This window comes from Paenibacillus piri (assembly GCF_004354045.1).
In the GTDB taxonomy this organism is placed as follows: domain Bacteria; phylum Bacillota; class Bacilli; order Paenibacillales; family NBRC-103111; genus Paenibacillus_S; species Paenibacillus_S piri.
In genome coordinates, this window is record NZ_SMRT01000002.1 from 141532 (window position 1) to 161864 (window position 20333).

At 51.4% G+C, this 20333-nt stretch carries 22 protein-coding genes and 1 other annotated feature; of the genes, 19 read left to right on the forward strand and 3 right to left on the reverse strand.

Going from position 1 to position 20333, the window contains the following annotated elements:
• Positions 1-12: 12 nt before the first annotated feature.
• Together E1757_RS05460 and E1757_RS05465 are read left to right on the forward strand one after the other, a co-directional pair.
• Positions 13-729, forward strand: a complete 717-nt coding sequence (locus tag E1757_RS05460) for a response regulator transcription factor (RefSeq protein WP_133225847.1) — start codon at positions 13-15, stop codon at positions 727-729.
• A 1-nt stretch (position 730) separates the two neighbouring features.
• Positions 731-2611 (forward strand): ATP-binding protein, encoded by a 1881-nt coding sequence (locus tag E1757_RS05465; protein ID WP_133225848.1) that lies wholly within the window; start codon positions 731-733, stop codon positions 2609-2611.
• Between the two features lie 143 nt (positions 2612-2754).
• Here the strand turns inward: E1757_RS05465 and serA are convergent, their stop codons facing one another.
• Positions 2755-4338 (reverse strand): phosphoglycerate dehydrogenase, encoded by a 1584-nt coding sequence (gene serA / locus E1757_RS05470; protein WP_133225849.1) that lies wholly within the window; start codon positions 4336-4338, stop codon positions 2755-2757.
• A gap of 63 nt (positions 4339-4401) precedes the next feature.
• Positions 4402-4661: a binding site (T-box leader), on the reverse strand.
• Positions 4662-4916: 255 nt separating this feature from the next.
• Between serA and E1757_RS05475 the strand changes: the two genes are divergently transcribed.
• Positions 4917-5243: a rhodanese-like domain-containing protein gene (locus E1757_RS05475; RefSeq protein ID WP_133225850.1), complete on the forward strand. Its 327-nt coding sequence runs from the start codon at positions 4917-4919 to the stop codon at positions 5241-5243.
• A 322-nt stretch (positions 5244-5565) separates the two neighbouring features.
• On the opposite strand, the gene E1757_RS05480 is transcribed toward E1757_RS05475, so the two are convergent.
• Complete coding sequence (locus tag E1757_RS05480; RefSeq protein ID WP_133225851.1) at positions 5566-6483, reverse strand: hypothetical protein; 918 nt, start codon at positions 6481-6483, stop codon at positions 5566-5568.
• 67 nt (positions 6484-6550) lie between these two features.
• On the opposite strand from E1757_RS05480, the gene E1757_RS05485 reads away from it, so the two are divergent.
• Both E1757_RS05485 and E1757_RS05490 read left to right on the forward strand, forming a co-directional pair.
• Entirely contained in the window at positions 6551-7144 is a 594-nt protein-coding gene (locus E1757_RS05485; RefSeq protein WP_133225852.1) for a CPBP family intramembrane glutamic endopeptidase, read from the forward strand.
• A complete protein-coding gene (locus tag E1757_RS05490; protein WP_133225853.1) occupies positions 7144-7362 on the forward strand; it encodes a hypothetical protein in 219 nt (72 codons plus the stop codon). The genes E1757_RS05485 and E1757_RS05490 overlap by 1 nt, the downstream gene beginning before the upstream one ends.
• A 25-nt stretch (positions 7363-7387) precedes the next feature.
• Here E1757_RS05490 and E1757_RS05495 read toward each other — a convergent pair whose 3' ends face one another.
• Entirely contained in the window at positions 7388-8317 is a 930-nt protein-coding gene (locus E1757_RS05495) for a polysaccharide deacetylase family protein (RefSeq protein WP_133225854.1), read from the reverse strand.
• 103 nt (positions 8318-8420) lie between these two features.
• On the opposite strand from E1757_RS05495, the gene E1757_RS05500 reads away from it, so the two are divergent.
• The 14 genes from E1757_RS05500 to E1757_RS05560 all read left to right on the forward strand — a co-directional run bounded on the left by E1757_RS05500 (position 8421) and on the right by E1757_RS05560 (position 20329).
• On the forward strand, positions 8421-8774 hold the full coding sequence (locus tag E1757_RS05500; protein WP_133225855.1) for a hypothetical protein: 354 nt from the start codon (positions 8421-8423) through the stop codon (positions 8772-8774).
• A 218-nt stretch (positions 8775-8992) separates the two neighbouring features.
• A complete protein-coding gene (locus E1757_RS05505) occupies positions 8993-9595 on the forward strand; it encodes a genetic competence negative regulator (protein WP_133225856.1) in 603 nt (200 codons plus the stop codon).
• 322 nt (positions 9596-9917) lie between these two features.
• On the forward strand, positions 9918-11162 hold the full coding sequence (locus E1757_RS05510; protein WP_133225857.1) for a Glu/Leu/Phe/Val family dehydrogenase: 1245 nt from the start codon (positions 9918-9920) through the stop codon (positions 11160-11162).
• Positions 11163-11261: 99 nt separating this feature from the next.
• Complete coding sequence (gene prsW, locus E1757_RS05515; protein WP_133225858.1) at positions 11262-11954, forward strand: glutamic-type intramembrane protease PrsW; 693 nt, start codon at positions 11262-11264, stop codon at positions 11952-11954.
• A gap of 47 nt (positions 11955-12001) precedes the next feature.
• The gene (locus E1757_RS35675; protein WP_165971971.1) at positions 12002-12163 is read left to right on the forward strand and encodes a hypothetical protein; all 162 of its coding nucleotides are present in this window, start codon (positions 12002-12004) and stop codon (positions 12161-12163) included.
• 150 nt (positions 12164-12313) lie between these two features.
• Positions 12314-13672, forward strand: a complete 1359-nt coding sequence (gene ypeB / locus E1757_RS05520; RefSeq protein WP_133225859.1) for a germination protein YpeB — start codon at positions 12314-12316, stop codon at positions 13670-13672.
• Positions 13673-13808: 136 nt separating this feature from the next.
• Positions 13809-14462, forward strand: a complete 654-nt coding sequence (locus tag E1757_RS05525; RefSeq protein WP_133225860.1) for a flagellar brake protein — start codon at positions 13809-13811, stop codon at positions 14460-14462.
• Positions 14463-14524: 62 nt separating this feature from the next.
• Positions 14525-14743: a hypothetical protein gene (locus tag E1757_RS05530; protein ID WP_133225861.1), complete on the forward strand. Its 219-nt coding sequence runs from the start codon at positions 14525-14527 to the stop codon at positions 14741-14743.
• Positions 14744-14881: 138 nt separating this feature from the next.
• On the forward strand, positions 14882-15562 hold the full coding sequence (gene cmk / locus E1757_RS05535; RefSeq protein WP_133225862.1) for a (d)CMP kinase: 681 nt from the start codon (positions 14882-14884) through the stop codon (positions 15560-15562).
• Position 15563: 1 nt separating this feature from the next.
• Positions 15564-16148, forward strand: a complete 585-nt coding sequence (locus E1757_RS05540; RefSeq protein ID WP_133225863.1) for a lysophospholipid acyltransferase family protein — start codon at positions 15564-15566, stop codon at positions 16146-16148.
• Positions 16149-16276: 128 nt separating this feature from the next.
• On the forward strand, positions 16277-17521 hold the full coding sequence (rpsA, locus tag E1757_RS05545) for a 30S ribosomal protein S1 (RefSeq protein WP_133225864.1): 1245 nt from the start codon (positions 16277-16279) through the stop codon (positions 17519-17521).
• A gap of 30 nt (positions 17522-17551) precedes the next feature.
• A complete protein-coding gene (gene fni, locus E1757_RS05550; RefSeq protein WP_133225865.1) occupies positions 17552-18634 on the forward strand; it encodes a type 2 isopentenyl-diphosphate Delta-isomerase in 1083 nt (360 codons plus the stop codon).
• 118 nt (positions 18635-18752) lie between these two features.
• Positions 18753-19379, forward strand: a complete 627-nt coding sequence (locus tag E1757_RS05555; RefSeq protein ID WP_133225866.1) for a YphA family membrane protein — start codon at positions 18753-18755, stop codon at positions 19377-19379.
• Between the two features lie 38 nt (positions 19380-19417).
• Positions 19418-20329, forward strand: coding sequence for a YIEGIA family protein (locus E1757_RS05560; RefSeq protein ID WP_133226576.1), 912 nt, complete (start codon positions 19418-19420; stop codon positions 20327-20329).
• Positions 20330-20333: the final 4 nt, after the last annotated feature.

Genomic DNA, 20333 nt, shown 5'->3' on the forward strand with positions numbered 1-20333 from the left:
GATTGAAAGCTCATGTCGGATGCAAAAATGACGATTCTGGTCGTCGATGATGAAGAACGGATTCGCCGGCTGCTGCGGATGTATTTGGAAAAGGAAAATTTTACCATCGAGGAAGCGGAAGACGGGGAAACCGCTTTGAAAAAAGCGCTTGAGATCGATTATGATCTGATCCTGCTGGATGTAATGCTGCCGGGCATCGACGGCAATGAAGTGTGCGCCCGGCTGCGCCAGGTCAAGTCGACGCCGGTCATTATGCTGACGGCCAAGGGAGAGGAGACGAACCGTGTGCAGGGCTTCGAAATGGGCGCCGACGATTACGTCGTCAAGCCTTTCAGCCCGCGCGAGGTCATCTACCGGGTCAAAGCGATTTTGCGCCGTTCTTCGGTCACCGCCTACTTGTCCAAAGAAGTGAACACGAGCAACAATATCGTTTTCCCGAATCTGGTCATAGAACATGATGCGCACCGGGTAACGGCTGGCGGGCAGGAAGTGGCTTTGACGCCGAAAGAATATGAGCTGCTGCATTACTTGGCCGTATCGCCGGATAAAGTATTTTCCAGAGAAGAATTGCTGAAGGATGTTTGGAACTACGAGTTTTTCGGCGATCTGCGTACGGTGGATACACATGTCAAAAGATTGCGCGAAAAGCTCAACAAAGTATCGCCGGATGCCGCATCGATGATTACGACGGTATGGGGCGTAGGCTATAAGCTCGAGGTGCCGAAATAGCGTGTTTATTTTAAAAAGCGTCGTAGGCAAGTTGTGGCTGACCATCATCGGGCTGGTCGCCGTCATTTTGATCGTGCTGGGGCTGTTTCTCGGTCAATATATCGCAACCTCATTCCCCAAATCGCAGGATCAGACGGAAAGTCTTCGCAAGCTCGGCATGAAGGTGGCGAGCGGAATTTCCATTCATATGGAGGACGGCCGCTATCTCACGCTGGTCAATGATTTGCTGAGCGCTCAGGAAGCTACAGTATTCATTGTGGATACCGAGTTCAAGCAGTTGGAAATGTCTCCCGAAAATATAAATAACGGCGACCTGCATTATAACGATTTCTTTACGAAGCAGGCACTGCAAAAAGTATTCGCAGGAGAGACGATCGATAACCAGGTTGTCGGCAAAACGGGAACGAAGCAGCGCACGAACAGCCTGTACTCGGCCGTCGCGGTGCCGCTCATGGACAGCTCGCAGAAAAACATTATCGGCGCGGCCGTTTTATATCAGTCCACCCAATCGGTGGAGGCGACGCAGGCTTACGTCATGCGGCTGTTCGTCTATGTCGGCGTCATCGGCTTTTTGATGACAACATTCTTCTCATTTTTTCTGTTCACTCAAATTACGCAGCCGCTGCTTAGGCTCAAGAAGGCGGCCGATTTAATTTCGCACGGCGAGTACGGGACGAGAGTGCCGGTGACATCAACCGACGAGATTGGCGAGCTGGGCAAAACGTTCAACCGGATGGGTGAAGAATTATCGGATACGATTAAAGCGTTGAACCATGAAAAGGAACATTTGTCCAGCGTGCTTCGAAGCATGACGGACGCTGTCGTCACCTTCAACGCCGACGGGGAAGTGATTCTGACGAACCCGCAAGGGGAAAAAATCGTCAAGGAATGGAATCAGATTCATTGGGAAGACGAAGGCGAGTCCGAGGCGGATAAATCGAACAGGTCGCTCCAGGAGTCTCAGGCGCTTCAGGAGATCCGGCTCGAAACGATCCCGGAGCCGATGAAGATGCTGTTCGACAGCGTAACCAGCGGCGCGCAGGAGATGGCTACTAACCTGCATGTGCAAAATGAAGTGTGGTCGGTCGTTATGGCGCCGTTATATTCACGGGATGCGGTACGCGGTGTCGTTGCCGTTCTGCGCAACGTGACGGAGGAATTCCGGCTCGATAAGGTGCGCAAAGATTTCGTCGCCAATGTATCGCATGAGCTGCGCACGCCATTGTCCATGCTTCAGGGCTACAGCGAAGCGCTGCTGGACGACATTGCGGGCACGCCGGAAGAGCGCAGGGAGCTGGCTCAGGTCATTCACGACGAATCGCTGCGGATGGGACGGCTGGTGCGTGATCTGCTCGATCTGGCACGGATGGAAACCGGCAATATGGAGCTTCATTTCAGACAGGTCGATGTCGGAAGCTTCATGAAGCGGGTGCACCGCAAGTTTGCCGTGCTCTCCAAAGATCAAGGCATCACGATGACCTGCGAGCTGCCGGAGCAGGAGCTGATCCTTGAGCAGGCCGACGAGGACCGGCTTGAGCAGGTCATGACGAATTTGCTGGACAACGCCATCCGTCACACGCCGGAGAACGCCGAAATCCGGATACGCGCCGACAGGACGACGTATAAAGGCGAGGAGGCGGCGCTGATTGAAATCAGCGACCAGGGCTATGGTATTCCGGCAAGTGATCTGCCGTTCATTTTTGAACGGTTCTATAAAGCGGACAAAGCCCGCACGAGAGCAAATTCCGGGGGAACCGGGCTAGGGCTGTCCATCGTGCGCAATATTATTGAAGCGCATCAGGGAGCCGTGCAGGCCAAGAGCGCTGTAGGCCAAGGAACGACATTTTCTGTAATTGTTCCTCTGAAACCTCCAAAAACATAAAAAGAGAGCTTCCGGTTCCGCACCGAAAGCTCTCTTTTTTTGTTGAATCGTAATACATTATCTTGTTGTTCGTGAAACAATACCAAGGACTTACAGCTCGTTCGGACAGTTGAAATATGCGATCGAGCCGTTAAGCCTGGCTGTTACAGGCTGAGTTCATTCACGTCGATTAATTCCGGAAGCTGCTTGAGCTGTTGAAGCACTTCCTTCGGCGTTTGCTTGTCGGTCGTCAGCAGCATGATGGCGGAGCCGCCGATCACTTTGCGGCCGACCTGCATCGTCGCGATATTGACGTCGTTGTTTCCGAGCAGCGTGCCGACTTTACCGATGATGCCCGGCTTGTCGTTATGCGAGATCAGCAGCAGATTGCCGTTCGGCGCAATATCGACCGGGTATTGATCGATTTGAACAATCCGCTCGCCGTAGCCGCTGAGCAGCGTGCCTGCGACCAAATGCTCGTCGTTTTTCGTTTTTAACTTGACGGATACCAGATTGGTAAACGTCTTGCTTGCGGACGACTGCTGTATGACGACATTCACATCGCGGGATTTGGCCAAATGCATCGCATTGACGATATTGACGCCTTCCAGCTGATTGGACAGTACGCCCTTGACAATATAGCGGGTCAATGGAGTCGTATCCACGCCAGTCAGTTCGCCTGCATAGCTCACGACAATTTCTTTTACCGCGCCTTCGGTTGTTTGACCGATAAATTGACCCAGCTTCTCGCCGAGCGTGAAGTACGGCTGCAGCTTGTTCATGACGGTTGCCGGCACCGGCGGCATGTTGACGGCATTTTTGAACGGCTCGTCGCGTAAAATATGAAGCACTTCTTCCGATACGTCGATCGCCACGTTTTCTTGCGCTTCAACGGTCGAAGCGCCCAAGTGAGGCGTAACGATAATTTTCGGGTTGTTCAGGAAAGGATGGTCCGCCTGAGGCGGCTCTTGCTCGTATACGTCGAATGCGGCTCCGGCCACTGTGCCGCTTTCGATCGCTTCCACTAAAGCCATCTCGTCGATAATTCCGCCGCGGGCGCAGTTGATGATCCGTACGCCTTTCTTCATCAGCTCAAACTGCGGGCGGGCGATAATATGCCGGGTTTCGTTCGTAAGCGGCGTATGCACCGTAATGAAATCGGCTTTTGCCGAGATTTCATTAACCGTGCCCAGCTTCACGCCGATCTTTTCCGCGCGCTCTTCGGTCAGGAACGGGTCGTAGCCGATCACTTCCATACCGAACACCTTCGCACGCTTGGCCACCTCGCTGCCGATGCGGCCCATACCAAGGATACCGAGCACCTTGTTGCGCAGCTCGACGCCTACGAACGTTTTGCGGTCCCATTCGCCGCCGACGGTTTTCTTGTAAGCTTGCGGGATGGAGCGGGCAACCGACATCATCATGGCGAACGTCAATTCGCATGTGGCGATCGTATTGCCGTCCGGCGCGTTGATGACGACGATACCGCGCTGCGTTGCCGCTTCAAGATTAATATTGTCGACGCCGACGCCGGCGCGTCCTACGACTTTAAGCTTTGAAGCTGCAGCCATAATGCGCTCGGTGACCTTCGTTTGGCTGCGAACCATCAATGCATCGTAATCCGCGATGATGGCAATCAGTTCGTCTTCGGAGAGACCGGCTTTTTTATCCACCGTCACATCGGCTGCGTCATTCAGCAGTTGGATCCCCAGATCGCTGATCCCATCCATAACCAGTACTTTATACATGTTCTCACTTACCTCCATTTTTTGGCAATAAAAAAACTTCTCATCCCCATACGTTATCCGTATATAAGGGACGAAAAGTTGCTTTTCGTGGTACCACCCTAATTCGCTGCAAGCTCGCACTGACAGCCTTATGAGTCTTGTCGACAAGACCCCGAAATATAACGGTTTCTACCCGGCTGCACCTACAGAGGGGACATGCATCGTTCCGCATCGTTCAGCTCAGCAACTCTGGAGTGCTCCGTAAAAACCGTCATGTCCGATTCGCACCTTCCATCGGCTCTCTGCGCATTCCCGGTTCATACTGTCTCCGTCAATGTTTTGTTGCAAAATGAAATTTTCATTAGCGTAACATGACCTGGAAATCGTGTCAATAGATGCCGGACGTTGTCACACGATGTTCAACACCTAATTTTCACAATGCGCGCCGCAGCGCAAGATTCGATGCCGTCCTAGCTCGTTACGTACCATATTTTATGGTAATCAGGGTGGAAATGCAATGGTTTTCGCTTGATCAAATGTAAATTTTTCGTTATTCTTCTATCAACGCGTATCAACGCCGGTCAAAGGAGAGATGAGCCATGGATGATTTCGACATGATTTCGCCGCAGCAATTTACCGCCAAGCTTCAGAAGGGCGAGCTCGGGCAGGCTATGATCATCGATGTCCGCGAAAAGCAGGAATGGGATTATTATCACCTCGACGAAGCGGTTCTTATCCCGATGAATACAGTTCCTGCGCAGCTGGATAAGGTGCCGGCCGACTGTAAGCTGTATGTGATTTGCGCACACGGCGTCCGCAGCGCGCATGTTTGCTACTACTTAAGGGAGCAAGGCTACGAGGATGTAGTCAATGTGGAGGGCGGTATGGCGGCCGTTGCGATGCTGAGAGGGTTCCAATACGATTGACCAAAGGCAGCAAAAAGCCATCGTCACGGAATATCCGTGAGACGATGGCTTTTTTTATCCGATTACGACTTTATCGGGTTAAGACCCCCACCTCTAAGGTAGGCCTTGAATCAGGTGGGGTAGAGTCCCCTTCTGATTCCCCGATTTCAGCAAAGCTGAACGAGTTCACTGCTTAGGAAATTAATGCGCAGCAATATCTGTGGATAACCGGGGCTCCCCAAAAGTAAGGTCAACAGTTGCTTGCACTCTTGACGAAACCCGTGGTTACGGGTTTGCGGATTCAGCTTGCAGCTTCGTGTCACTTATGGGGGACTTTGTAGCATTAGCCCGGGTTGACAAAGAACGGCAGCTGAGGCAGCGTTTCATTCGGGTACAGCTTCGCTTTATTTTTAATGAAATCGCCGGTGCGAACCGCTTTCGTTGGAAGGAGCAGATCTATGACTTGATGAACCTCGTTCAGGTTCAGCTTTTTAGCTTGTCCGGCGACAACGAGCTCGTCAATTCTGCCCGTCAAATCCTGCGGGGTAAAAGGAGTGAACAGTTTGCCGTTTGCCAATGCGTTCGCTATGTATTTATTTTTCGCATTCAAGCTTAATGCGCTCCAGTCGGTGAGCGGGAGAGGCTTGCCGTCTTCCGCCTGCTTCAGCTGCGGATGGGTGGATTCGCTCCATTTGACAATCGCATCGTAATAATCGGCTTGCGCAGTTAACGAAAATTTTTTGGCCTCGGACAAGTAGGCATCCTTTTCCAATACAGCGATTAATTCTGTACCGGGCATGCCATTGGCTCGAGGTGTCAAACTGTCCAGCGCCTCATAAAACAGCTTGAGGCTTTTGGCGTAGTTTTGCTGTCCGTTCTGGAGCAGCGGCGATGAATCAGGCATGGACTTATTGCTCAGCTCATCGTACTTTTCTTTGGCCGTTTTGCTCAGTTCCTTGAGAATCAGTGCCCCGTCGGCCGAGCGGTTTTGTTCCAATTCGTCCATTTTGGCAAACCATTTCTTATGAAATTCCCTGTACGGCTGATAAATGGTATGATAGTAGGACACCAAATACTGTTGATGATAAGCCGAGTATCCGTTCGCTTCTTCGTTCTTTTTGAAGAGCAGGTCCTCATACTTTGCTGTTGTCCGTTCCTGGCCCAACCGGAGACCGTAAAAGAAGGCGCCCAGTGCGAGGACGAGCATAAAGATAAACATGATAGCAAATAAGTAGTCGGTGCGTGACAGCCGCTTATTCATGACCTGAGCTCCTCATATGTAATTTTACTGATAGTATAGGTGATTTTGTCGAAAAAGGGAATAATTGATGAAAAAAATAAATTTCAAGCAATTCAAGCTGCCGAAAGTCGATCTCGATTCGTTGGATGAAAAAATGCTCCTTATGAATTTATATCTGACCCAACTGGCCGTATTTGTGATCGGATGCGTCGTCATGCTGTTTCAGAAGCCGTCGCTGATGGCAATGCTGTCGATGCATAAAGGGATGTATATCGCATTCTGGGGCGTTGCGTTTGCCGCGGCGGTGCTCATTGTGGACGTGCTTGTATCGCGGTGGGTGCCTCCGGAGGTGATGGATGACGGCGGGATCAATGAAATGATTTTCCGCAATCGTCCGCTGTGGCATATCGCGCTGCTGTCGTTAATTGTCGCTATTTGCGAGGAATGGCTGTTTCGCGGTGCGATTCAGGCTTCCTGGGGGCCATACTGGACGAGTATTTTGTTTGCAGCGATTCATATCCGGTATTTGCAGCATTGGCTTATGACCGGGCTCGTATTCGGGATCAGCTATGGACTCGGCTGGATTTATATTCAGACGGGCACGCTGTGGACGCCGATCGTGGCGCATTTTGTGATTGATTTTATTATGGGTTGTATTATTCGTTACAGGAGAGAGGATTAATGCACGGCACATTCAAACAACAGCGCAATCGTACGGATGAAAACAGCAAGGTCCCGGTGGAGGGAGGGTACGAGGATACGTTCCTTCCTCCCCGCAAAACGGTCCATCCGACGGAGAAAGACAAGTGGCTTCGTATCTTTTACCGGACCTTGCTGTGGATGTTTGTTTTATTGGTCGCCGGGCTTGTCGTCTGGGGCTGGCGAAAAGTGCCTCTATAACCGGACGGCCCTGTTTTGACGGCTGCTATTGGTTAATGTCGATCAGATGCGGGTCGACGAAGCCGAACTGCTTTTCCTCCAGCTGCGTTAACAGCGGATCCAGTGCCTGTGCCGTCCAGGGGAGCTCGTGCATCAAAATATTGCTGCCGCCTCTCAGTTGTCCCAGCACATTGCTGACCACCTTGTTCGGATCGTTCTTTTTGACGGTCATCTCCCAATCCAGCGAGCCGTTGGACCATGTCATGTACAGCATGTTTTCCTGCTTCGCTTTGGCGCGGACATCATCGCTTCCCGAGCCGAAGGGCGGACGGAAAAATTGCGGCGCGCTGCCTGTCACTTCCTTCACAATCTTTTGAACGTCCCCGATTTGCTGATCGACCTTGTCTTTGCTTTCCTTCTTCAAATCGATGTGATCCCAGGAATGATTTCCGATCGCATGGCCGCGCTCCTGGATCAGCTTCAGCAGCTCCGGCTTTTGCTTGACCAAATAGCCGTTGACGAAAAAGATCGCCTTCGCTTTATGCTTGTCCAGCGTGTCCAGGATGGAAGCGAGCACCTCTTTGTTGCGCGGTCCGTCGTCAAATGTCAGCAGCACCACGTTTTTGCTCGCTGCAGCCGGGTCGATCGGCACGATATCGTACGTTTTCGGGTTCATTTTATACAGCTTGGCGGCGGGCTGAAGCGCCGTTTTTTCTGGCTGGGCAGGAGTCGGCACGGTTGTTGGGGCGGCGCCTCCTGCGTCCCCTGCCGGTTTGGCGGGGGCCGGCTCGGCAGCTTTGCCGGCACCGGCGGTTTGGCTTTGCTCCGGCGTCTTGGCCGCGTCTCCGCTAGCCGGCTGCTGAACGGGAGCGGTCTGAAGCTGAACGGCGGCAGGCTGGGCATTGCTGTTGTTTTGGCAGGCCGCGGCTGTAGTAAGCAGTGCGGCCGATAATAGCGCAAGCATCGTTTTGTTCATTTTATGGGCTCTCCTATTCAAGGTGGTTTCCTAATTTTATCATGCATGCTTCGTTCGCAGGTAGCAAAAAATATGTGTGAACCAAAACGGATGGAGGGATAGCATGAAATTCGGTTCGTTTTTACTTGGCGGTTTGGTTGGAGCCGCGGCAGTCGTTTATTTCAGCAAAAATTCAATGTTTTTTTCCGCGTTAAGCAGCAGCCAGTCGGCAGGGAAAATGATGGACAAGGCAAAAGATAGAATGACCAAAGCTACAGGCAAAGTCACAGCATCTGATACCTTTACAGCGAGCAAGACCGAATCCAAGTCGGCTGCAGACCATTCGGTTCATAAGGACGCGGCCGTCGGCGGTCTCGGCAAGGTTCAAGAAATCATTAATCAGGATCCCGAGCTGAAAGTCACCGTACAAGAAATTTTATCCCATAATCAAGCAAAAGAAACGGTACACACTCAATAAAAATTTCGCAAGCAGGCATAATTAGCGGTGTTAGTGCGCATAAATGACAGGCAGGGGCCGCTCTTTAACCCGTGCCTTTTCTTTTTTTATGCGTACCCTACATTTCTTGTTATGATGTGATATAATACTCATATAATTGAATACAAGCTAAGCTTAATCACCTTTTTAACCTTACTTCATAAGCTGTTATATACGCAGCGGCAAGGGAGGAATCCTGTATGAAAATGGAGCGTTTAAGTCAGGACAAAATACGGATTTTTCTCACATTCGACGACTTGACGGAGCGAGGCATTCAAAAGGATGATATGTGGAGAGAGATACCGAAGGTGCACGAACTGTTCAGCGATATGATGGACCAGGCATATACGGAACTGGGATTCGATCCTTCGGGACCGCTGGCGGTAGAAGTGTTGGCGCTTCCTGCGCAAGGTATGGTTGTGATCGTAACCCGAAGCAAGCTGGACTTCACTTCCTCCGGCGACTCTTACGACGAGGAAGTCGAAGAGATGTATGAGCTTGAGGTTACGATGGAGCAGTCGGATCAAATCTCCTATATGTATCACGATTTTGAAGACCTGCTTCGGATGGTCAAAGTGCTACAGCCTATGGTAACCGATGGCGGCATGTTATACTCATATAAAGACAAGTGGTTTTTACAGCTCGATGCCGTTGATATGGATGAAAACAGTTATCAGGCTGTCATTGCCGTTTTGTCGGAGTTTGGCGAAGCTGCGTCCATTACAAGAGCTGTCCTGGAGGAATATGGGAAAACTATTATAGCTGCGGATGCTGTTAACGTACTTTGCACACACTTTAAATAATTCCTGAAAACTTGTAGCTGTCGGAAGCATTCTCAAAAACAGTATTGTTTTTGTGGGTGCTTTTTTTTGGTTGTTATGAAAAGTATAAAGCATATACTTTTGCTGCGTATAACCTTGGCAAAACGCTCTTATCCTATAGCGCGGCGCTGTTTATCCTTGCGGCTTGGCCCCGTTGAAGCCGATTGATGAATCAGGTCGCCGCCAACGTGCAAGAATAAGACAAAGCCTCAAACATGGCGAACAGGCAAACGATCGGGCGGTTTGATCCCGCTCATACCGGTCGGGCAATCCAAAAAAGCAGAACCGACGAAGGGTGGTTCCGATGGCTGAAAACTTAAACGTGTACCAAGCGACACAAGTAATCATAGAGCATGCATTGACCAAGCTCGGCTTCTCCTCGGCGATGGTGGAGCTGTTGAAGGAGCCGATGAGAGTGATGACGGTGCGCATTCCGATCCGGATGGACGACGACACGATCAAAGTGTTCACAGGCTATCGCGCGCAGCATAACGACGCCGTAGGGCCGACGAAAGGCGGGGTAAGGTTCCACCCCAATGTGACGGAGGATGAGGTCAAAGCGTTGTCCATCTGGATGAGCTTGAAATGCGGCATTGTCGATCTTCCATACGGCGGCGGGAAGGGCGGGATCATCTGCGATCCGCGCAACATGTCCTTCCGCGAACTGGAGCGGTTGAGCCGAGGCTATGTAAGAGCCATCAGCCAAATCGTAGGGCCGACGAAAGACATCCCCGCTCCCGACGTGATGACCAATTCGCAGATTATGGCCTGGATGATGGATGAATACAGCCGAATCCGCGAGTTCGACGCGCCGAATTTTATTACCGGCAAGCCGATTGTACTGGGCGGCTCCCACGGCCGGGAGACCGCAACGGCCAAGGGCGTCACGATCATGATCAACCAGGCGCTGGCCAAGAAAGGTATCCCGCTGCAGGACGCGCGCGTCGTCATTCAAGGATTCGGCAATGCGGGAAGCTATTTGGCTAAGTTTATGCATGAGACGGGAGCCAAGGTCATCGGCATATCGGATGCGCACGGCGCGCTGTATAACAAGGATGGGCTGGATATCGAATATTTGCTCGACCGCCGCGATTCGTTCGGCTCCGTAACCAATCTGTTCAAAGACACGATCACGAACAAGGAGCTGCTGGAGCTCGAATGCGATATTTTGGTGCCTGCTGCGATCGAGAATCAGATAACGGGAGAAAATGCGAGCCGGATCCGGGCTCCGATCGTTGTCGAGGCGGCCAACGGTCCGACGACGATGGAGGCGACCCGCATATTGACCGACCGCGGAATTTTGATTGTGCCCGATGTGCTGGCCAGCGCCGGCGGGGTCGTCGTATCGTATTTCGAGTGGGTGCAAAACAATCAAGGTTATTACTGGACGGAAGCGGAAGTGCATGCCAGATTGCAAGAAGTGATGGAAAAAGGCTTTGAAAATGTCTATAATGTTCATATCACGAGAAAAGTGGATATGCGTCTTGCCGCTTATATGGTCGGGGTCAGGAAAATGGCTGATGCCGTCCGTTTCCGCGGGTGGGTTTAAAGAAACGAAACGCTTTATAGGGTGTGGCAGCCGCTTCAACAGCGGGTTGGAGCCGGATTTATGTCTTCCCGATAAAGCACGGAACGGAGGGGACACTGTTTGAGCGTCTTGTCAGTCTTGACGGCGGCCATTGCGCCGGGTGTCGCTCTGCTTGCATATTTCTATTTGAAGGACCGGTATGATACGGAGCCTATTCATCATGTAATCAAAATGTTTTTATTCGGCGTGCTGCTCGTATTTCCGGTGATGGTGCTGCAGCGCGCGCTGGTGCATGGGCTTGGCGATGACCCGTTTGTATTTTCGTTTATCATTTCGGCGGGCTTGGAGGAGTTTCTGAAATGGTTTTTGGTCTATACGATTATTTATCAGCATGCGACCTTTGACGAACCGTATGACGGGATCGTATATGCGGTTGCGGTTTCGCTCGGCTTTGCCACGTTGGAAAATGTGTTTTATGCGTTTCTGAATTCGTCATCCATTTCATCGCTGCTGTATCGGGCGCTGCTGCCCGTATCCGGGCACGCGATGTTCGGCGTCATAATGGGTTACCATTTGGGCAGAGCCAAATTTACGCCGGAGCGGACAAAGCGGCATCTTTTATACTCATTGGCCTTTCCGATTTTTTGGCACGGCTTGTTCGACTATATTTTATTGACGACAAAATCTTACTGGGTCTGGTTCATGATTCCGCTCATGGTATTTTTGTGGATGCGCAGCCTGTGGAAGGTCAACCGCGCTAACTCCACCTCGCCGCTGCGTGTCATTCATAAAGAAGATCAGGTTAAAATATAACCGGTTTGTCCATACTGCTTAGTATTCTATCAAACCGGAGGGAATGCATGACGGTAAACGAACGTGTCAAAGTGACGATACGCTGCATGCGATGCGGCGAACGCTTTGTCCTTAGAGGGAGAAGAGACAAGGGGAAGATCGATACGGGCTTTAAACAATGTATTTGCAGCAATGAAACCGATTTTGATATTGAAACGAACGATTTATGAGAAGCTGCCGGTCAGGCGGCTTCTTTCATTTTTGCCGGTTGACGGCCAATCAACATTTTCATAACGGTTATGGGCAAAACTGTGAATAAGACTGCTCCCTTCCGCGAAAGCTATAACCAAGTTTGGCTGAAGAAGGGAGATTGCAAGCGCATGTACAAAAGATTAAGCATCGTTATGTTTCCAATTCTCGTGGTCGCATTGATTGGGGCGGGATTTTGGGGTTATCTGGAGCATCAGGAGAAAAATTCAATTCTGATCAAGGCGGAAAACCAATACCAGCGGGCTTTCCACGATTTGTCGTACCATGTGGACAGACTGCACAATGAGCTGGGCAATACGTTGGCAGTGAACTCAATGTCTCAGGATGCGTACAAAAAAGGGCTGATTAACGTATGGCGCATTACGAGCCAGGCGCAAAATGAAATCAGCCAGCTGCCGCTGACGCTGCTGCCCTTTAATAAGACCGAAAGCTTTTTGGCTAATTTGTCCAACTTCTCTTACCGGGCCGCGCTTCGCGACTTGAACAAGCAGCCGTTGTCGCAGGAGGAGATGGGCACGCTGAATGCACTGTATACGCATGCCCAGGAAATTTCGACGGATCTGCGTGGTATGCAGTCGAAGGTGCTGGAGAAAAACTTGCGGTGGATGGATGTCGAAACGGCGCTTGCCACTCGGAAGGAACCGTTGGATAACGCGATTATCGACGGCTTCCAGACGGTGGATAAAAAAGTCGGCGATTATTCCGACGTGAAATGGAGCCCATCCGTAATGAACGCCCATCAAAAATATGACGTCAAGATGCTGTCCGGCAATGACGTAACCGTGGATGAAATCAAGCAGAAAGCGGCGCAGTTCTTCGGACTTCAAGACGCGAACGCGGTTCAGGCGGTAGAAAACGGACCGGGAACGGAGTATCATTCGTTCAGCGTATCGGCGCCGAAGGAGCATACGGCGGACGGCATCCATGCCGATTACACGGCCAAGGGCGGGCAAATGCTGTGGTTTTCGACGAGCCGCGACGTGAACGAAAAGAAGCTGGACGTTCGCCGGGCCAGAGATATCGCTTCCGAGTTTTTGGATGCGCACGGATATAAGAACATGGCGGCGGTCAGCTATGACGAGTACAATAATATCGCCAATATCACATTTGCCAGCCGCGATCATGATGTGATCAACTATTTGGACAAGCTGGCGGTGAAGGTTGCGCTCGATAACGGCGAAGTGACGGGCCTCCAGGCGACCGATTACGTGTTCAACCATAAGGATCGTCAGACGGCCGCTCCCAAGCTGACAATTGAGGAAGCGCGCAAAGTGCTGAATCCGAACTTCAAGACCAATAGCGAGGCGATGGCCTTGATACGAAACGAAAATCAGGATGAAGTGCTGTGCTACCAATTTACCGGTCAAATAAACGGCGGTGTCTACCGCATTTATATTAACGCGGAAAACGGTGTCGAGGAAAAAATAGAACGGCTCGGCACCGCCGAGCAGCAGGTCAATCAAACTTGATAAAGAAATTGCGGGGGGACTTGACAAAAGTCTCCTTTTTTTTCTTCCCATCTGACCGTGTCATGCTATAATGAATTAGAATCTAGTACTATCGTACCTGTTAGTACGGACCAGCATAACAGCGGAGGTGCCAAACATGCTTCCAACGGTCAATCAAATTTTATATATACAAGTGAATTCGATCGATGAAGAAGAAGCCAAGCAGGAGCATAAATCCAGAATCGCCGACGTCAATCAAGGCTATATCAGCATGGAAGTGCCCCTGAATGAAAAAACGGGCCGGTTAAAGCGGCTATACGTCGGTGACGAGCTGTCAGCCTATTACATAACGGAGGGCGGCGTCAAAAATTATTTTACATCGTCGGTGCTGGGCTTCAGCGATGATGTAATCCGGCTTGTCATGATTAAAAAACCGGAGCCGGAAACAATTACCAAAGTGCAGCGGCGCAATTTTTTACGCGTGCCGGCCGAGCTTGAGATTGCGGTCAAATTTTCCGAGCAGCTGCAGTTTACCGCCTTGACGGATGACGTCGGGGGCGGCGGCATCTCCTTTATATGCGACGGGTATATACCGCTTGCCGCGCAGCAGACGGTCAGCTGCTGGCTGCTGGCCAACTACCGGAACGGACAAATCGAGCATATTCCGTTTAAGGGAGAGCTGGTCCGTATAAAGCCGCTGGAAACCGGGAAGCAGCAGGTCATGATGCGGTTTGCCGAAATTTCGGACAAAGACCGGCAAAAAATAATCCGCTACTGCTTCGAGCGGCAGCTCGAGTTTCGCAAACGGTAATGCATAACTTGTAAAAATATGGATAAACTACCTCCAAAAATAATTTTTTGGAGAATTAACCTATGAAACGTAAAGACGATACGAGCAAGCGGAATAATGGGTATGAAGAACTGTTTATTATTTTTTCCGGTTTGGCGGAAAAATGGCTGATCCGGGCTGTATTGGGACTGTTGGCCCTGCTGATCGCCGCCCAATTCCTGCTGCAATTCCCGGCCGTCCGCCATTACCTGGTCAAGGTAGAGCAATTGGAAGGAAATTCGTTCGACCGCACCCGCCATTAAACCGCTGCGGACGTCGATTTAAGGGGAAGCTTTTTTGCAATCCCGCTTTCACCTATGGTATAATTTTCTACGATCGCAGGCAGGGCCTGTTATTCTTGCTTCGCTGTTATTTTCTTTTATTGCTGGGAGGCCCGTGTTTTGGATAAGTTTAATATTGCTATAGATGGCCCGGCAGGAGCAGGGAAAAGCACGATCGCCCGGCTTGTTGCCAATACATTAGGCTTTGTCTATGTAGATACAGGCGCCATGTATAGAGCAGTAACCTGGAAGGTGCTCAGTTCGGGTATAAGTCCGGATCATACGGCAGACGTTATTGCCGTTACGGATCGGATGGATATTCGTCTTGCCCCGGGTGAAAACGGTCAACAAGTGTTTGTCGACGGACATGATGCGACCGCCGAGATCCGTTCCGCGGAAGTCACGGGGAATGTCTCCCAGATTGCTGCGATCGCCGATGTACGCCGGATTTTAACGGTTAAACAGAAGCGGCTTGCCGCCGTTAAAGGCGTTGTCATGGACGGCCGGGATATTGGCAGCCATGTGCTTCCCGATGCGGAGCTCAAAATATTTTTGACGGCAAGCGTACGGGTTAGAGCCGAAAGGCGTTACAATGAAATTCAGGACCAGCGCGCAAGCGTCACCTTGGAGCAGCTCGAATCGGAGATAGCGGCAAGGGACCGGATGGACGAGCAGAGGAAAACCGCGCCTTTGGTTCAAGCGCCGGATGCCGTACTGCTGGATACGACCAGCATGACGATACATGAGGTGGTTGAACGCATACTGGAGCTGTGCAGAACTGAAGTCGGCGGGGGGAAGTAGCATGCTCTACACATCGCTTCGCGTCCTGTTTTATTTGATTTTCCGGGTACTGTTTCGCCTCAAGGTCGTCGGTTTGGAGCATATTCCCCCGGATCGGCCCGTTATATTATGCGCGAATCATACGAGCAATCTGGACCCGCCTCTGCTTGGCAGTCCGATCACCGATAGACGCGTGCATTATATGGCGAAGGCCGAGCTGTTCGATATCCCTGTTCTGGGAAAGCTGCTTCCGAAAATCAGCGCATTTCCCGTTAAACGGGGGGGTGTCAGCAAGGAATCCATCCGCTTATCGCTGCAGCTGTTGAGCGAGAACAGCATTATCGGAATATTTCCGGAAGGCAGCCGCAGCAATTCGGGAGGAATGGGCAAGAAGGGCGCGGCCAGCTTGGCCATTAAATCGGGCGCAACCGTCATCCCTGCGGCAATCGTAGGCGGTTACAAACCGTTCAGACGCATTACGCTCGCCTATGGCAAACCTGTGGATCTCTCGGAATTTGCGGATGGCGGATCGGAAGGGCTGGAGCGGGCGACTGACAAAATTATGTCCGTCATTCGTTCCATGGTGAAGCAGTACGAATCGAAATGATAATATGTGGAATACTTAAGAAAAACAATTAACCGCGTATTCTTTTTGCGACGGTAAATTATATAAGGCAGCAGCAATTGTAACTAAATTTTTTGGTTGAGGTTGCTAATCAAGGAGGGTATTGGACCATGTCAGAAGAAACAAAAGTGGAACAAAACGTACAAGCGGAAGAAACGCAGCAGGAGGCTTCCCAGGAGGAGTCAATGGCGAATGTGACTGTCCTGAAAAAGGGCGATACTGTAAAAGGTACAATTATTAAGGTCGACGACGATCAAGCGTTTGTCGATATCGGCTATAAGTATGACGGCGTCATTCCGGTCCGCGAGCTTTCGTCGGTTCCGGTCGGCAGTGCGGGCGAAAGCGTCCAGGTCGGCCAGGAGGTCGAGCTGAAAGTGCTCTCGATCAACGACAACAAGGAGAAGCTTGAGCTTTCCAAGCGCGTAGTCGACAGCGAAAAAGCTTGGGATAAGCTGGCTGACGATATGGAGAATAAAACGATTCTCGAAGCTCGTGTAGCCGATGTCGTGAAGGGCGGTCTTGTCGTGGATGTAGGCTTGAGAGGTTTCGTGCCTGCTTCGATGGTAGAGCGCACGTTCGTCGAAGATTTCAGCGATTATAAAGGTCGTACGCTTCGTCTGCGCGTGAAAGAAATGGACCGCGAGAAAAATAAAGTCATCCTGTCCCAAAAGGATGTATTGGATGAAGAGTTCGAAGCGAAGAAGAAAGAGGTTATCAGCGAGCTGTCCGTCGGACAAGAGCTGACGGGAACCGTACAGCGCTTGACCCAATTCGGGGCATTCGTTGATATCGGCGGCGTCGACGGCTTGGTGCATATTTCCGAGATGGCTTGGCATCATGTCGAAACGCCTTCCGAGGTCGTCAAGGAAGGCGATCAGGTAAGCGTGCAAATATTGAAGCTGGACCCTGCCAACGAGCGGATCAGCCTCAGCATCAAAGCGACGCAGCCGGGTCCTTGGCAGCAGGTATCCGACAAATTTAAGGTTGGCGATATTGTAACCGGAACCGTCAAACGGCTTGCGCAGTTCGGCGCTTTCGTCGAAGTGGCGCCGGGCGTTGAAGGGCTCGTGCATATTTCGCAGATCGCACACCGCCATATTGCAACTCCTTTTGAAGTGCTGAAGGAAGGCCAGGAAGTAAAGGCTAAAGTTCTTGATGTCAATCCTGACGAGAAGCGGATCAGCCTGAGTATTAAAGAAACCGAAGAAGCGCCGGCAGCACCGGAACGCGCTCCGAAATCGGATAGACCGGCAAGAGCATCCAAGGAAACGGCTATTGCCGAGGAATATCAAAATCAAGGGCTGAACCTGACGCTGGGCGAACGGTTCGGCGATAAGCTGAGCAAATTTAAATAAGCTGTTCCGGACAGGTTAGGAGGAGACGGGTTGCGAATTCCAAGAAAATTGGAGCATGTGCATCATGCTCTGCAGCTTGGACAAAGCGGTGAGCAGGGCTTCGCCGATATCAGGATCGTCCCCAACTGTCTGCCTGAAGCTTCCATTAATCGAATCTGTTTACAAACCGTAATCGGCGAACTCATATTGAGCTCGCCGATTATTATTAATGCGATGACAGGCGGGGCACAGGAGACAGAAGCGATCAATCGCGAATTGGCGGTGGCCGCAAGAGAAACCGGATTGGCGATGGCGGTTGGATCGCAGATGGCTGCAATCAGGCATGCGGATGCGGCATCCAGCTATACGGTTGTCAGAAAAATAAATCCGGACGGAATTGTGTTCGGCAACCTGGGGAGCGAGGCGACCTTGGAGCAGGCGGAGCGTGCCGTCGAAATGATTAAAGCCGATGCGCTGCAAATCCATCTGAATGTGATGCAGGAGCTGATTATGCCGGAGGGGGACCGCCAGTTTACGGGAATGCTGGAGCGGATCGCGTTAATTGCAGCTCGGGTCGGCGTGCCGGTTATCGTGAAGGAGGTCGGCTTCGGCATTGCGCAGGAAGGCGCAGCTGCGCTGCTGCAGGCGGGTGTGAACGTGATTGACACCGGGGGCTCCGGAGGCACTAATTTTGCCGCAATCGAAAATGCACGCCGTACAGCAAAGCTCGACTGGCTGAACGATTGGGGCTGTACGACGGCAGTTGCGCTGCTGGAGGTGCTGAAGGCAGCACATGCACAGCAGTCATCCGGAGGTGGCGATCGGTCCGTATCCGTCATCGCTTCGGGCGGAATCCGGAGCAGTCTCGAAATCGGCAAGGCGCTAATCGTCGGCGCTTCTGCGGTCGGAATGGCGGGTGCGCTGCTGCGCGTATTGCAATATGAGGGAACCGCCGCATTAATCGAGCGGATTGATACGTTTCATCAGGAAATAAAGCTTATCATGACCGCATTGGGCGCGTCGTCGATTGCCGGTCTGCGGCAGGTCCCCGTTGTCATATTAGGGGAAACGGCGCAATGGTGCGGGTTGAGAGGCGTTGATATCGGGATGTACGCCAGAAGAAACCGGATTTGATAATAAATGCTGAAGATAGCCATACTAAGAACCGATAAACTGCAGCTTGCGTTAAAGAAAAATGTATGATGGACATAACGCAAGCTGCCGATTACGATCAAGCTCTTAGGTGGTGCCGATGAATCCGGGATATTTGTCATTCGTATTGCTGGTCGTCTCATTGATTTTATATGCCAGCGGCTGGACCGATTTTTTAATGAGAGGTATAACTTCCAAGGTGATACTTCTCTTTTTTATTTTATGGATAGTGAGCATGGAAACGTCCGTATCGTTGATGCAAATACGTGTAAGCCTGTGGGCGGTCATGCTGCTTGCAATTGCCGCCGTTGTATTGTGGCGCTCTCATGGTATTCTGCATAAATTGCATCTTGTCTCTGCGGCTGTACTGATCGGTTCGGTATCGTTCTTTTTGCAGGAAACGATTCATCTTATGCCTGCCTTGGTGCTTGGCAGCGCGGAGCTGTCTGCGGCTTTACTCATCGGTCTGCTGGTGAGCGCGTTGGTCAAGCTGCCGGCCGCTCAATTAGCCGTCATCTCGATCGGACTTTTGCTGGGTGAAACTTATTACCGCTATGTGCATAAAGGGCATCTGGAGTTTCATCTGGGCAGCGCACTGCTGCAGGACCGCTGGTGGCTGACCGTTTATGCGGCCCGTATGCTGTCCGTTATGCTTGCCTGCCTCGTACTGATAAGCAGAAAAAGCTTGCTCTGGATTGTTTCCGGAATCCGCAAAAGAATCCGATAACGCGGCTAGGGCAATACTGCAGAAAAGAGGCGCTTATGATGCTGAATTGGATCGCAGAACAAAAATATACGGTGGGCATCGTGTTGGGTGTTATTTTCGGCATGGCCGCAAGATTGAGCATGCTGCGGACCGATTATCGCCAATATCCGACCTATCCTCACGGTAAAATCATTCATCTGTCGCTCGGCGCCATAGCCGCCGGTCTCGGTTCGGTCGCCGTGCCTTCGCTGCTGGACAAGAACTATACGGCGGTCACTTTTCTGTCGCTGGCGGCGCAGCAATTTCGCGATGTCCGCAACATGGAGCGGCAAACGCTATCCAAAATAGACAGTATGGAACTCGTACCCCGCGGCGCGACTTACATAGAAGGTATCGCCATGGTGTTCGAGGGGCGAAATTACTTGGTTATTTTCACCTCGTTTATCACCGCGTTGTTCAGCATCGTATTCGCCTGGTATTGGGGAATAGCTGCGGGCATTGCCGCGATCTTGCTGACAAACCGTTTTAAAAGCGGCAAAAGCATCAGCCACATTGCGGATGTGCACAAGGGGGAGGTGCGGCTGGACGGCCCGAATTTATATGTCGACGATATTTATATCATGAATGTCGGGCTGGAGGATACACGGCATACGATTAAACAACGGGGGATGGGCTTCATTCTCGTTCCGCTGAATAAAAACTGCCGCGTTACCCTGGCCAACGTCGGACAGCGCCAAGCGCTGCTGCATGATCTTTCGACGATATTGGGCGTGTACCGCGATGAGGGAGAACCGTCGCTGCTTCCGCTTGCAAAGCTGGATATGGCGGACGGACGTCTGGCCGTCTTTTTGCTGCCGCAGGAATACGATGCGGACAAAGCGAGGCAGGTGCTGCTGCAATCGCCTGTTCTGGAAAGCGCTGTACGGATGCCGTCGGAAACGAATCTTCAGCCGGAACGAAAGGAAGGGTAGCCGA